Below are 15,326 nucleotides of genomic sequence, written 5' to 3'. Positions count from 1 at the left end.
CTTTTTATTTATCAAAAACTTTATCAATAATTGCTTGATGACGCTCTTTAAAACGTGTACTAGATCCCGCAGCAGGAGCAGCTCTATATGCTTCCGAAGCACATTCTAAACGAGCCAATTCAAAACGCTCTAACATGAAAGACCAAGCTCCCATATTCTTAGGTTCTTCCTGAGCCCAAACATAACGTTCAACATTAGGATACCTATCCATAACTGCTTTAATCTTATCATTATGTAACGGGAATAATTGCTCTATTCTAACTAAAGCAACATCGTTTCTTTCTAATTTTTCGCGTTCTGCTAATAAATCATAATAAAATTTACCCGTACAGAATACCATCTTTTTTACTCCAGCTGTATCGATAGTATCATCAATTACTTCTTGGAATGTTCCTTCAGCTAATTCTTCAATGGTACTTACAGCTGCAGGTAAACGCAATAAACTCTTTGGAGTAAAAACCACTAAAGGTTTTCTGAAATCACGCTTCATTTGACGACGCAAAATGTGATACATGTTAGCAGGAGTTGTACAATTCGCAATTGTCCAGTTATCTGTAGAACAAGACTGTAAAAAACGTTCAACTCTAGCAGAAGAATGCTCTGGACCTTGACCTTCATATCCATGAGGCAATAACATAACCAATCCGTTTTGCAACTTCCATTTATCTTCTGCTGAAGAAATATATTGATCGAAAACGATTTGTGCACCGTTAGCAAAATCTCCAAATTGAGCTTCCCAAATAGTAAGCGTATTAGGAGCAGCCATTGCATATCCGTAATCGAAACCTAATACTCCATATTCTGATAAGTGTGAATTATAAATTGTTAATTCACCTTTATTCTTAGGATTTGTATTTAATAAGTTTACGCGTTCTGCAGTAGTTTCATCTCGCATAATTGCATGACGGTGTGAGAAAGTTCCTCTCTCTACATCTTCTCCAGAAATACGAATGTTAAATCCTTCTTCTAATAGTGTACCGTATGCTAAATTCTCTGCCGTACCCCAATCTAACTTATTATCCTCAAACACCATCTTCTCACGTCCTTGTAAAATACGTTCTGCCTTACGGACAAATTTATGTCCTTCTGGTGTTGATGAAATAACTTTAGCAATATCTTTTAATGCTTCCACTGAATAACTTGTATCCACTGGACGCAACATATCTTCTAGTTGCTTTCTTATAAATCCTTCCCAAACATCAGGCATAAAATCCTGAATCTTAGATGTTGTTTTTTTCTTCGACTCAGTAAATTCAACTTCTAGGAAATCTTTAAATTCTTCAGTAATTTGATGTACGTAATCTTTGGTTATTGCTCCTTCTTCTAGTAACTTAGCTACGTAAATTTCTTTAGCATTCTTATGCTTTTTGATAAGTTTATATAGTTCTGGCTGTGTAAATGTTGGTTCATCACCTTCGTTATGACCATATTTACGATATCCTAACAAATCAATAAAAATATCTTTCTTGAATTTAGCTCTATATTCTACAGCAATTTGCATTGCATGACAAACGGCTTCTGCATCATCTGCATTAACATGTAACACAGGAGATAACGTAACTTTAGCTACATCAGTACAATACGTACTAGACCTTGCATCTAGATAGTTAGTTGTAAAACCTACTTGGTTGTTAACTACTACGTGAATTGTTCCTCCTGTTTTATATCCATTCAATTGTGCCATTTGCACTACTTCATACACAATTCCTTGACCTGCAATAGCAGCATCACCATGAACTAATACTGGAAGAATTTTGGCATTATCACCATCGTAATCTAAATCGACTTTAGCTCTTACAATACCTTCAGCAACTGCATCAACAGTTTCTAAGTGAGAAGGGTTTGGAACCAAATTCATTTTCATTGATTGCCCTCCTCTATATGACTTGCTTAGTGTAAGCCCTAAATGGTATTTTACGTCTCCATCAATAGTCTCATCTTCAAAATCTTTTCCTTCAAATTCACTGAATAAATCGCGAACTGGTTTTTTAAAGATATTTACTAATGTATTTAAACGTCCACGGTGTGCCATACCTAATACACACTCTTCAACACCATATTTTTCAGCAGCATCTCTTAATGCTACACTAATTCCAGGAATTAATGTTTCACCTCCTTCTACAGAGAAACGTTTTTGACCAACATACTTAGTTTGTAAAAAACTTTCAAAAGTAGAAGCTTGATTTAACTTTGATAGGATATATTTTTTCTCTTCAAGATTATAACTTGGATGGTTATCGTTTTGGTTTAAACGATTCTGCCACCATTTAATCTCCTCAGGATTTCTAATATACATGTACTCTACCCCAATACTATCACAATAAATAGCCTTAAGGTGTCTAACAATTTCAGATAATGGTTTTGGACCAATACCTAGCATTTGACCTGCATTAAAAACTGTAGACAAATCATCTTCAGATAATCCGAAATTTTCTAAATCAAGTGTTGGTGTGTACTTTCTACGTTCTCTTACTGGATTAGTTTTAGTAAACAAGTGACCTCTAGTACGATATCCGTTAATTAAGTCTAATACTAAAAACTCTTTGCGAACTTCCTCTGGAATTAAAACTTCTTGTTCTTCATCGGTTAACGAAAAATTCTCATTAGCCAAATCGTAACCTTGGAAAAAACTTCTCCAACTTGGTTCTACTGCATCTGGGTTTTTTTGGTATTGTTCATACAGCTCACTTATAAAACCTACATGTGCTGCATTTAAGAACGAAAACTTGTCCATATATACAATTGTACTTTTCTGTATTAAAAATAACGAATACAAAAGTACAACTTTTAGGACAATAGCATTCCTTTTTTAAAATTTTAATTCTTATGATGAAAAATAAAAAAAATCATTTTTTTTAAAAAAAAGTTTGCGCATTAAAAAAACGGTGTTATATTTGCACTCGCAAAACACAAAATGTGTCGCAAACTCCTCCTTAGCTCAGTTGGTTAGAGCATCTGACTGTTAATCAGAGGGTCCTTGGTTCGAGCCCAAGAGGGGGAGCAAAAAAAGTCCAACAATAATTGTTGGACTTTTTTTATTCTTCAATTTTAACAACAGAAAATTATATCATTCACAATTAGACCTGTATAAATTTGATTTATTTGTATATTTGTGATTATGAAGAAAATATTTTACTTACTTATCGGTTTACTGTTTTTAGGTGCTTGTGCTAGTTCTACTTCTGTTGCTAAATCTTCTCAGGATAGTGATAAAATTCAAGTAGAACCAAACGTTTCATCAAACAAGTATTCAAAGAAAAGAAGCAATCATTAAGCTGTTTTTCTTACCTACACCTCAGTAATTCTATATACTTGCAATGCAAGGAAATCTTTTATTGCCTTATTTCAGCACTGAATAAGAGTGTTAAAATTAATTTATACAATTACTTATAATATTCTCCAATTCTAAATCTGAGTTAAGAACTGAATTTATTGGTCCCGCTTTAAAAAACAGAAAGAGGATATTTTACTGAATAAATATTGTCGGATAGTATGTTCTCTATAAAAGAAAAAGAGCTACATCAGAAGTAACATCAAATAAGTTTAAATTTGAATTGTAAATAGAAAACTGAAGTGGATATTCAAAAATCTACACAAGTAATCGGATCATCATTATTCAGCATTAACTGATTACATTCTGCAATCAAATCATTCAAACCATTCTGATCTAATACCTCTTGAGTTGTATAATCGTATTTAGTTACCTGAATAGGAAAATTAAATTCAATCGTATCAACATCCTTGTATTCGACCGATTAAAAATAGTTTCAACTTGAGATAAATCTAACAAAGCATTAAAAGTAGATGACAATTAGTTAGATACGAAACTGATAGTACAATAAATACTAATATGAGAATAAGTATACCAAGAGTAGGTTTGCGTCTATTTTAAAACAAGTTTTTACACTCTATTTTTAAATTTAAAATCAAAAAAACATCGCTATTAAATAGCGATGTTTTTTTATATAAATACTCGAACGATTAATTAAATATTAATGGTTTTTCCTTCTTTAGAATATTCTCTTTTTACACCTTCTAAGATGTACTGTCTTTGAATTTCTTGTTGATTATTCGCCAACGTTTTCAAACACGCATAGTGAATAATATTTACAATATTTGAACCCGTAATGCTAAACTTTTTTGCCAGTTCTTCCACTGTTAAAGAATCCTCAAGCTGTATTCCTTTTGGTAGATTATTTCTCCATAAAACAGCTCGTTCTTCATAACTTGGAGCTTCAAATTCAACTATATTATGAAAACGACGTGTAAAAGCGGCATCAATATTATTTTTAAAATTCGAAGCCAAAATAATCAACCCTGGATGTGCTTCAATTCTTTGCAACAAATAAGAAACTTCTTGGTTTGCATATTTATCATGTGCATCTCTAACATTGGTTCTTTTTCCGAAAATAGAATCTGCCTCATCAAAAAACAAAATCCAATCTTTATTAATAGATTTATCAAAAAGTTTAGAAAGATTTTTTTCTGTTTCTCCAATATATTTAGAAACAACCATAGATAAATCTACTCTGTAAACATCCTTACCAGTATATTTTCCAAGTAAACTTGCTGTCAATGTTTTTCCAGTACCTGGAACTCCACAAAACAATACTCGATATCCTGGTTTAATTTTAGAATGCATTCCCCAATCGTTCAAAAGAATATCATTATACGCTAACCAGTTTTCGATTTCTCTTACTTCAGTTAGTGTTTTTGTATTTAAAACTAAGTCTTCCCAATTTAATTTAGTTGTAATTAAACTAGCTGGAAACTCTTGACTTAATTGAGGTTTTAGTTCTTTACCCGTTAAAAACAGATGAACAAACTCTCTGTTTAAAATTATTTTCCCACTCATAAAAGGTTCTCCATAAGGAACACTTTCTAATTCAAGAATCGAATTTTTAAACAATACACTATTGTGTAACATTCTATCCAACACAAGTGTTCTACTTGTAGTTTCTTTTCCTGCCAAGATGTAAAGTAAGGTTTCACCTGTAGGAATAATTCCTCTATGGTTTTTTCCCTTTACCCCACCAAAACCTGGAAATTCGCCTCCGTTAGGAAAAAAATCGGTAATAATATCTGTATAAAAATTTGGTGAAATGTGTGGAACAAGCGCAATTAATAAAACCAAAATCTCATCATAATCTAACTGATGACTTTTTGCGAATTGTGAAAACTCAGAATCATCATTTACAATGTTGTTGAATATTGGAAATGGAGGTTCTTCGTTTGTAAATTCTTTTTTTAATCGATAAAAAATTAACTCTTTTAAATAAGAAAATTTCTCATCAAAATGTGATGTTTGAATTAAGGCAGATTGTTCTTGTTGTTTCATTTATTTATTACACTAATGGTTCAATAGAAAAAACATCTATTTTAGATTTTAAGAAGTTTCTTGTTCTCTTTAATACAGCAACCCCATTTCTAGAACCAGCTATGTTTGTATTTCCTTCAATAGTTTCTATTACGCCATTATTCACTGACGTTATGATTCCTGTATGTGTCCAATCAAATGAAGACCTTTGAATTAAAAAAATATCACCAGGTTTGATTAATGATGAATCATTACGTAATGCAGTATAACGTGTTAAAATTCCTTTATTTAACCCTGTTGTTCCAACAGTATCGCAACTATACGTTTGTGGCATTAGGTTTCTAAAATTTTTATCTAAAGCACTAGCTGCCTGATCTATAATAGCTTGCACAAACCCCATACACCAATACCATGGAGAACCATCATTTCCATCCATATAAGATCGTACCCAAGGCCCGCTATTAGATTGACCATCGATAATTAGTTCATAAGGATGATTTCTCAAATGATTCTCAGCCGCTTCTATAACTAAGTCTCTTAAATTAGTTGCAGTTAAAGGTTTGTCAAAAGCATCTTTAAGATTTGCACAAAGCACATCAAAAGTTTCTTGTGTTACAATACCGTTTTCAAACAATCCTTTTTCTTTTTGAAAGTTCTTAACTGCTTTTTCTGTTGCTGGGCCAAAATCTCCATCCACATCAGTTGCTGTACCACTATGTGGGTTTTGAATACTATATAATGTTAACCAAGATTGGATTTTTCGAGTGTCTTTTCGATTATTATGATCTCCATTTCTTCTTTGGGTGTCTTTAATCACCAATTCTTTCTGATACCAGTTTTTTTTCATTTGTAGTGGTTTTTATTTTTTTGGGAAATTAAATTTAACGAATAAGCTTGTATAACAATCAGGATATTTATGGTTATTAAAAGGGTGAAATGACTGAATTTATTTGTTTATTAATTATTAAGCTGACTCTGTTGTTTCTCCTTCATTTACTTCAGTACTTTCAAAATTATCTTTCAATGCTTCAAATCCAGGATCTGCTCCAATACTAATTTTTTTAGTTTTCTTTTCATTTGAGCCCTGTTCTGTTACCGTTCTTGTTGTTCTATCTTCCGTGGCTTCTCTATCACTCATATTAAAATCTGATGTTAAAGATTCTGACTCATAATCTACTTTTGTAAATTGAGCAGGCAAATTTTCAAGATCCTTAGTAATAGCGCTTTGTAAGCTTCTAATTAATTTATTTTCAGCTGTAGCGATTAATTCTTCAGAAGCTCCAGATTCATCAATTACTTGTTGACTATCTCCTTCAAATTGCTGGTCTAAAATATTTCTTAAATCAGTTTTAGTGTGGTCATCATCAGTAAGTTCAGCCGTTACTTTCATATTATAATTTTGATCGCTTTGCCTAAAGAATGAAGCAATTGTATTTTCCACATTTGCCATGTCTTCTGTATTATAATCAGGTGAAGAAGGATGTATATTTAAGGCTGCATTTTTTCCAGATCCACCAAATTGATCACCAATAATGTGGGCGTTATGAAAACCATGACTAGCGCTATCCCAAGCCCCTCTTCCTGCTCCTTTTGCCTTGTTAGACAAGTTTTCTCCTTCAACTACTCTTCTTTCTTTTTTATTGCTAACACCTTGAACTGCTTCCTCAAAAGAAATTTGTATTGTAAAGTTTGCTGTATCAGAACCATCTGAACTCAACGTTTCATAAGTAGCTGTATAAATTCCGTTTTGTTGTCTTATTTTAATCTGTTGTGGTATAAAATTTTTATGCGTTGGTTTATACGATCTTTCCGAGCCTTCTTTTAAGAAACCTACTTCTGCCTCATTACTACCATCCTCATTTCGTTTTACCACATAAACACTAGGATATGTATCTGCAAAACCACTTCCTCTTGCAATTGTAAATTCATCTCCCTCTTGTCTTAATACGTATACTTTTTTACCATCATCTTTATTAATGTCTTTATCAAAATCATCTAAGAATCTCTTCAAGAATTCACCATTCTTCTTTGTTGTTTTTTGATTAATCCATTTTTCAAAAAACGGAGAATTGCTAGCCTCTTCATTTTCTTCTTTAGTAACATCAGACTCTTCTGTTACAGGTGGACTTGCTGTATAGATATAATCCCAACTATCATCTCCGTCTGTAATTCTTACTGATGTAAATACATCAAACTCATTGTTAATTTCTCTAGCTACATCTTCTGCGTCACTTCTATTAATTTTCCCATCTTCGGCGCGTTGCACTTCTTTTTCATGAAGAGCTCTCAAACCTTCGTCTATTAAACGTTGTTTTTCTGCGGCACTAATTAATGGGATTTCTAATAGATGTCTACCATTATCTTGCTCTCCATGCTGAACAAAAATTGCTACACGTTCTGCTTCTTCATTTCTAGTGTCAATTCTTCGAATTCCATATCTGCGCTTTACTATGTTAATTTTATCCTCAACATCTCCGATAGTTGGTTTTGGATTGGCATTTTCCATTTGTGAAAGCTCATCTAAAGCTCTCATGTACTTTTGCTCATCAGGAAGGTTTTGTAAATCTTCTTCTCTCCTTCCAGGAGGCAATCCTTCTCCTTCACCTGTAATTTCTGGATTTTCATTTTGATCTCCAGGCGCGTTTTCTCCTTGCCATTCTCCTGCTGGATTGGATTCACTATCTCCCATACTTCTTGGAGGTGGATCCGCCATTACATCGGCAGTAAACTTATCTGGATCAAATTCTACTGGTGAGAATGTTAGTTCTGGCGGCTCTTCTCCTCCAACTAACCAATCAACATCTGCTCCAATTCCTAAACTATCTCCAATTGGATATTGTACTTCTCCTAATGGGAATTCTTCTCTTCCGTCTGGAGCTGGCGACCACCAAGGACTATCTAACTCATAAAATAAAGCTCCTGAAAGCTGTAAAAACAATTGTGCCGCAGCTTCAAAATGTCCTTTTAATCGAGACTCTCCAACTTTTCCTCCTTCAGGAGATTGCTCTTCTTTATATTCAAATGTTGGTGTAGCTTCTGCATACGCTCTTAAACCAGCAGCTGCTGTAACATTTACACCCGCTTTCACATCGTGCCCAATTATGGTAACTCCAACTCCTGCTTCAGCCTCTAAACCTAGAACGGCAAACGCGTTAATTCCTAAAGTACCCGTAATACTAAACTCTTGTAATACATTTGGATCAGTAGAATACGTTCCTGTAAACCCAACGTTTTTAAGCACTAACGGGCCAAAACCTGCATTAGCAAACATCCCAATACTTGCAAATAAGAATACTTGTCCAACCAAAGGAATTCCGTATCCTGCTCTGATTTCTACTTGAAAGATATCAACCTTTTTACCGCGTTGCTCCATCAATTCGATTTCATCAGGAACAATGATTTCACCTACAATGGTTACATGACCTTCATTATCGATTCCTATTTTAGCAGTTCCTTCTAACCAAGGAGTAATTGAAGCCGTAACTTCTCCCCAACCTGCCAAAACTTGATTGCCTTTTGTTTTAGGAACTGCAGTTTGCTCCTGAGCTGGCGCATCTGCCTCTTGTTCCATAGACTCAACACCTAAAGCAGCATGCATCATTTGAGTTGATCTTGCCGCATCGGTAACTAAAAGTGTAATTTCACCAGAGAATTTATCTGAATTCATTCGTCCTGTACCTTGAATGGTAACAGCTCCGTCATCGTATTCTACATTTAACGATGCGCTTACATTAGCTATATCTGCCGCTATACTTGCTTGACCACTTAACTTTCCGTCTGCACCACGAGCTACATTAAACTCACCCGATGCTAAACCAGCAACATCCACTGTAGAATTTAATTCAAAAGTCATAGTAGAATCTGTAATACCCAAACTTCCCGTAGCTTCAATATATCCATCAATATTTGCGGATAAATTATTCGCTCTAAAGTTTAGTCCTCCACTTTCAAATCGGTTTTCTAATCCTTCCGCAACTTCAATAGGACTTAATCCAAGGAAACTCATTGCTTCTAGATTTTCATTTATCTTATGAATAATTCCTAATACATCCGGAACTACATCTTCTCCAACTCTAACACTTAAAAAACCTGTAGTATTTTGTTCTTCACCAAACCTATTCAATACCAGTACTGGGAAAATTCCTGCATTACGAAGTGGATTTAAAAATTCCATACCTCCTACATCTAAGGAATTATTACTTCTTGTACTAGCAAGTTCAAATTTCTGGCTTTCTCCTTCAGCAGGTCTACCTAATTTTCTAATTTTTATAGTACCCGTAAAACGTTCTCCAATTTTAACGGCAACATCAAAATCTCTAGTACTAGATTCTTGTTCTATATAATTTAGCCAATCATCTGATAGCTGTAATCCATTGGTAATATCTTGAGGTTGTGTTGGTGCAACTAACGTTGTACTTTCTGTTTCTCCTTCTGATTTTTGAACGGTATTTGTTGGAGAAGCTCCTTGTTGAACGGTATGTGTAAGCTCGTGAGCTAATAAATGTTTTCCTGAATCACTTTCAGGATTGTATTTTCCTTCGTTAAAATAAATATCGTTTCCATTGGTAAATGCTTGTGAACCTAACTCTTGATTCATTTGTACGGCATTGTTATCATTATGGACTCTTACTCCACTGAAATCTGCTCCGAAACCAGATTCCATTTCGTTTTGAGTGTTACTTGGTAACGGATTTCCTCCTCCTTTTGAACTGCTTAGATTATTTTCTAAAGACGAATTATTATCTCCTCCCGACATTTGTAATTGCTGAACTTCTTCATCTTCTTTCTCTTGTATGTCTTCGTCTTCTTTTTCTTGAATATCTTCTTCTGCTTGTTGTTGGATTATATCTCCTCCTAAAGAAGTTTCAGTTGATTCTTTTTTAGTTTGTACTTCTTCATCCTCTTTCTGTTGAATTTCCTCTTCTTGCTTTTGTAATATCGATTCTGACTTGAGTTGAACTCCAGGTGTAATTGGATCGACTAAAGGTTTTTGCTGAATCTCATTTTCATTTGATTCTTGCTTTTGAACCTCATCCTCGTTTTTCTTTTGAACTGATGGCGCAAAAAATGAAGATGTTTTATTTTCTTTTCCACCAGCTACAATTTGATCAGCTGCACGATCCGCTTCTACTTCATATTTATCTCCAGGTTTTCCTACATTCAACTTTGGTTGAATGAAAGAATTCTGAGAAGAATGTTTAGCAGCGCTTGGTTTCGTATGTTGGGTTTTTGGTGAAAACATTTTTTATGAATGTTATGAGTGTGTTAATTTGCAATCGATTTAGTAAACCATCGTAACTAAATTATTTTTTTCTTCTTTTAGATATTTTCTATGTTAAAATGAAAAGCATACCTCTCTTCTAAAATTTTAAAATTTGTATTGGGAAATAAATACTTTAAACAGAATAAAATTCTATCCAATTTTTCTTTGAGAATATTATTTTTATTCTTGTTGTGAATTTTCTCACAAAAAAATAACTGCCAATTTGTTATACCCCTTGTAATTAACAATGCCTCTAAATATATTTTTAAGTCTAAATCTAATTTATACACACTTTGAAATTCTATATACCAGAAATTTAATTCTTCATTTATTCTCTTTAATAAAGTTGCCAGTTCGTGAAAAACATCTGGTTGTATATCGAAATAATATGAATTTGATAATATTTTTTTTATACCCTCACTAAGATCGGGGTTGTGTATTATATATTTATTCTCATCAAAATTCAAGCACGCATCCAACTCCCTTAAACTGAAACCTCCAGCTACCTCATAATCAAAAAAATCATCTTCAACAACCCAACTTAATGTTAAAGGATTTGCTGGAAAACAACAAAACTCTTTTACTTCTTCTGAGAGTTTAAAACCATTATCTTCAAAAAAAAGCTCGGCTTCAGAATTTATATACTCATCATCATAATTTTCAAGAAAGTCATTTTGAACATTAGTGACTTTCAGTTTGGGATTATTCAAAGTTTCGTTAATACAATCCTTAAATCTATATATTAAATTATTTTTTTTAATTACCATTCTACATTTTTTGAGTTATTATTTACTGCCGCAATAGTTTGTCTTAGATTATCTTCGGAAGGAGTAGTCATTTTAATTCCATTTCTTTCATAGTATTCTCTCATCCTATCTTCAAAGTCCGAAGCATCTAAAAAGGGTCCATTAGCTCTCTCCACTAAAATATGATCGGCAAATCCTTTACCTATTGATGTTTCTCTTCTAATTTTATCTCTTGGGCTGGTGGAGATATAGATCATTGGAGGGCCACTACTAAAATCTGGTTTATTGATCCATATTTTCTCTTTTATCCTCTCTTTAGAATCTTTTTTCCAATTGTTATTTGTATAAAAATATATTCCTGCTTTCATTGATAAATATTCAACAAAATCGGTATTACTATAAACTGGAGTAGTTGTACTTGCAGGATGATAACTATCTACGGAAACATCAATCCAAATAACATTCGGTCGCTTAGTTGTATCATTCTGTTCTCCGAGTAATTTTATTAATGCTCCTTCAAAAAACCTAACATTAGGTCCCTCATTTATAGTTTGTGGTGCTGGAATTAAGTTAGACTCCTCATTATTCCCTCCTACTTGATGAGTAATCATGTGCATCCTAGACCAATGACCTTTTGCAGGTGATGTAAGGTTATATTTATCAATTAACCCAAATCCATTAGGTAATTTTCTATCTGTCCTTTTTTGGCCTCTTTTACTTGTTTTTGAAGAAAGTAAATCGACTTTAGAGCTTTTGTTTGCTCCATCTGTAGCCTTCCAATCTACATCCTTATTACTAGGTAACTCAAAGTCATCTGGCGCACCGCCAATTTCCATTAATAACTTACTTAGATCGTTAATTTTCCCTGTTATCTCTGTTAATTTTTTATTTGTATTTTTTCCAAAATCTTTACGCTGTAATACTACTATAGTATTAACTAACCTCTGTGCTTCATCAACTTTTTCTAACTTTTGGTTATCGGTTTTAAACTCTTCTCTTTTTTGTCCTAAATACTCTTCTATTTCAGTTCCAGCACTTGCGATCATTAGTTTAGGCCTTTTTTCTGTACCTTTATAAAAAAGCGTATGCTTATTACCATCTTTATCTTTAAACTTTTTCTTAATTCCTAGCCAATCTAACATTTTATTAACCGCCCCTTTAACCTTAACCTTCCCTTTCTTAACTAAGTTCTTAAACGTTTTCTTTGCTTTTAGAATAATTTTATTGATAGCCTTATCAATCTTCTTGCGAACTTTCTTGATAATTTTTTGAATCTTCCCTGTTAAGCCTGTAACTCCTACCAATGCGGCTAAGAAGCTAATTAATACAGGTAATGCTTTTGCTAATGCTGTTTCTATTCCTTTGGCAACAGCTTTTACATTTCCTGCCGCTAAAGCCTTAATACTATTGATAAATGCAGTTACCAACTCAAAAATTTGTGCTGCTCGTTCTACAAAGAACTTCACGATATCAATAATCATCATAGCTGCTTTTACAAAAGCTCCAGCCGGACTTAATAATCCCATAATCCATTTAATTCCAGCTTCAATAACTTTGGTGATTATCATATCTCGAATGGCATCCATAACCATTTCTTTTAAGTTCGTAAACTGGTCTTTAATGTATTCCCATAAACCTGTTACTCCGTCTTTTTTAACGATTTGGAAAACCTCTACAGCTTTTTCCATTCCATTAACCACAGGTTCTCCTAATAATTTAACTGCTTTACTTCTGAAATAATCCCAAGTTAAACCAAGCATTTGCGTAACCAAACTGAAAATTCCTGAAAGACTAAATAGATTATCTGGCATAGTAATACCCACATTACCTAAAGAACCTGTTAACCATTCGATTAATCCTTTAATCATGTGCTGTTTGATATTGCTACCAAAATCAACAAAACCTTGTTTTATACCGCTAATTAAATTACCTAAGAATCCTATTGGATCGGAAATAATCGCTCCGATAGCACTTACAGCAGCAGACAATAAATTCAGTAGTAAGTCTTTTATTTTAAGAATTGTTTTGATAACACCTGCTAAAGCATTAAAGGCAGCTCCTATCCAACCTGCACTTACTTTTTCCTTTATCTCATCAAACTTCTCTTGAAGTACATCAACATTTTCTTTATATGACTGTGCCAAGTCTGATGCAAGTTCTTCTTGTTTCTCATAAACACTATCTTCTAAATCAGCATATTGATCATTAAAATCGTTATACGCATCTTCAGCAAGTTTCTTTTGAGAATCATCTAAGCTATCAAACTTTTCTTTTGATTTTTTCTTACCATCTTCAATGGCTTGCAAAGCTCCATTTAAACCATCGGCTATAATTACAGAAATATCATCTAAAACGGTATTCATTTTAGATACGAACTTTCTTTTTTCTGATCTAAATAGTCTGTCAATAGCTTCTGTATCTTCACCAAAAATCCAATCATCAACTACAGTCCAACCATAAATTTCCCCTAAACCATCTTCTACATTTTTCTCAAACGTTTTCTGAGCACTTTCAGCTTCTTCACTGAATTTCTTATCAACATCCTCTGATAATTTCTCTAAACTATCTGTTACTTTTTGTTTAGTTTCATTGTAAATAGCTTCAAACTCAGCATAAATTTTCTCTTGCTCAGTTTTATCGCTCGTTTTATTCGTAGTTTGATTAGTAAGAACTGTATTTTCCGACAACACTTTTGCTGCCTGTATTTGATCTAATCCTTCTTGACTTGTAGTTGCAGCTGTTTTTTGTGCCGCTCCTAACTGAGCTTGTTCTTTTTTTCTATATCTAACAGGAGCTAATTTAGCTTCTTTTTGTGCGTTATTCTTTTCATCTAATGCGCCCGTAAATTTAGGTTCATTTGATTTAGCCAATTGATCTTCCGTTACCTCATTTTCACTCATGTAATCATCAAGAGATTGACTTTCTTTTTCCATCGAAATTTCTTGATTGGTTTTTGGTTTTGGAATTGCTGCCTGAGCATTCAATGGCTTTGGTGGTGCTCCAGGATCTGCTACTGGTAAAGGCTTAGCTTCTAAAGTTGGCTGACCACTGTCTGGAGCAGGTTTATCTGCTTCCTGTTTCATTGGTCCAGCTAGTTTATCACTTTCTGAAGTTACTTGCCCCGATATATTTTCTTTGATTCCTTCAATTGGCTTATCATCTCTAAAGTCTTGAGCTTCATCTGAATTTCTAGGTAATTGATTTTCTAAATCATCAAGGTTTTTTTCAAGTAACTTTTTAAACGATGCTGGTGTAAAAGGCTCTCTTTTCTTTTCTTCCTCAGAAGTAGCTTCCATAGATGTCGCATGAGCCTGTTGATTGTTTTTAGTTGTTTGCGCAGCAGGTGAAGCATGTCCTGCTTCTTGCTGTTCAGTTACCTTAGTGTCCGGATCTGGGTGTTGAGATTTTTCTTCTTTTACTGCTTCAGTTGTTTTTATTTGAGCTTGAAATTCAGGATCATCTTCTGGTTTCGTAGGAGCTTTAGGTGTTTTATTTTCTTTATCTCCTTTTCCTTTCTCTTTTGATTCTTTCTCTTCTTTTTTGTCTTTTTCTTTATCTCCTTCTTTTGCTTCAGGAACTGCAGGCTTCGCATTCGGGTTAGGCATTGCTGTTGCTTCCTTTGTAGCTGGTACAGCATTGCTTATAGCTTCAGATGAACCTCCACCAGCATTGGTAGCTGCTCCATTTACTTTAGAAGTTACCTCTGTTTGAGGATTATCTGAAATTAGCGAATCATTTGCATCTCTTTCTTTTTCTTGTGTAGCTCTTTGTAATTTCTGATTCGGGCTGTTATTTTGTTTAGGCGCAAAAAAAGTAGGTACTTCTTTTTTTAGAGCAGCAAATACTTCACTTGTTGTTTCTTTAGTAGTACCTTTTACAGCAACATCCTCTTTATTTGTATCAGGTTTTTCAGCCTTCATTTTAGGCTGAATAAAAGAATCACTAGGTTTTTGATTCTGAGAACTAGGTTTAGTATGTTGCGCTTTTGATACAAACATCC

Annotated in this window: 7 protein-coding genes and 1 tRNA gene; 2 read left to right on the top strand and 6 right to left on the bottom strand. The window is 33.7% G+C overall.

The window, feature by feature from the left end; genetic code table 11:
- Positions 1–4 precede the first annotated feature (4 nt).
- A complete protein-coding gene (locus EV195_RS12620) occupies positions 5–2,734 on the bottom strand; it encodes a 2-oxoglutarate dehydrogenase E1 component (RefSeq protein WP_132795317.1) in 2,730 nt (909 codons plus the stop codon).
- A 193-nt stretch (positions 2,735–2,927) separates the two neighbouring features.
- Here EV195_RS12620 and EV195_RS12615 point away from each other — a divergent pair.
- A tRNA-Asn gene (locus tag EV195_RS12615) sits at positions 2,928–3,001 on the top strand.
- Positions 3,002–3,118: 117 nt separating this feature from the next.
- A complete protein-coding gene (locus EV195_RS16745) occupies positions 3,119–3,274 on the top strand; it encodes a putative periplasmic lipoprotein (protein WP_165915739.1) in 156 nt (51 codons plus the stop codon).
- A 711-nt stretch (positions 3,275–3,985) separates the two neighbouring features.
- Here the strand turns inward: EV195_RS16745 and EV195_RS12610 are convergent.
- The 5 genes from EV195_RS12610 to EV195_RS12590 all read right to left on the bottom strand — a co-directional run bounded on the left by EV195_RS12610 (position 3,986) and on the right by EV195_RS12590 (position 15,324).
- On the bottom strand, positions 3,986–5,338 hold the full coding sequence (locus EV195_RS12610; RefSeq protein WP_132795316.1) for an ATP-binding protein: 1,353 nt from the start codon (positions 5,336–5,338) through the stop codon (positions 3,986–3,988).
- 7 nt (positions 5,339–5,345) lie between these two features.
- Entirely contained in the window at positions 5,346–6,164 is an 819-nt protein-coding gene (locus EV195_RS12605; RefSeq protein ID WP_132795315.1) for a peptidoglycan-binding protein, read from the bottom strand.
- Positions 6,165–6,281: 117 nt separating this feature from the next.
- Positions 6,282–10,559, bottom strand: a complete 4,278-nt coding sequence (locus tag EV195_RS12600) for an eCIS core domain-containing protein (protein WP_132795314.1) — start codon at positions 10,557–10,559, stop codon at positions 6,282–6,284.
- A gap of 77 nt (positions 10,560–10,636) precedes the next feature.
- On the bottom strand, positions 10,637–11,347 hold the full coding sequence (locus EV195_RS12595; protein ID WP_132795313.1) for a hypothetical protein: 711 nt from the start codon (positions 11,345–11,347) through the stop codon (positions 10,637–10,639).
- Positions 11,341–15,324, bottom strand: coding sequence for a hypothetical protein (locus tag EV195_RS12590; protein ID WP_132795312.1), 3,984 nt, complete (start codon positions 15,322–15,324; stop codon positions 11,341–11,343). Before EV195_RS12590 ends, EV195_RS12595 begins: the two co-directional genes overlap by 7 nt.
- Positions 15,325–15,326 lie beyond the last annotated feature (2 nt).

Origin of the sequence: Tenacibaculum skagerrakense (genome assembly GCF_004345825.1) — a bacterium.
In the GTDB taxonomy this organism is placed as follows: domain Bacteria; phylum Bacteroidota; class Bacteroidia; order Flavobacteriales; family Flavobacteriaceae; genus Polaribacter; species Polaribacter skagerrakensis.
This window is presented reverse-complemented; position numbering and strand designations above follow the sequence as displayed.

What these genes read in the sequence shown, in the direction of transcription:
- EV195_RS12620 (WP_132795317.1), bottom strand. Translation starts at nt 2,734, where the DNA reads ATGGACAAGTTTTCGTTCTTAAATGCAGCACATGTAGGTTTTATAAGT.
- EV195_RS16745 (WP_165915739.1), top strand. Translation starts at nt 3,119, where the DNA reads ATGAAGAAAATATTTTACTTACTTATCGGTTTACTGTTTTTAGGTGCT.
- EV195_RS12610 (WP_132795316.1), bottom strand. Translation starts at nt 5,338, where the DNA reads ATGAAACAACAAGAACAATCTGCCTTAATTCAAACATCACATTTTGAT.
- EV195_RS12605 (WP_132795315.1), bottom strand. Translation starts at nt 6,164, where the DNA reads ATGAAAAAAAACTGGTATCAGAAAGAATTGGTGATTAAAGACACCCAA.
- EV195_RS12600 (WP_132795314.1), bottom strand. Translation starts at nt 10,559, where the DNA reads ATGTTTTCACCAAAAACCCAACATACGAAACCAAGCGCTGCTAAACAT.
- EV195_RS12595 (WP_132795313.1), bottom strand. Translation starts at nt 11,347, where the DNA reads ATGGTAATTAAAAAAAATAATTTAATATATAGATTTAAGGATTGTATT.
- EV195_RS12590 (WP_132795312.1), bottom strand. Translation starts at nt 15,324, where the DNA reads ATGTTTGTATCAAAAGCGCAACATACTAAACCTAGTTCTCAGAATCAA.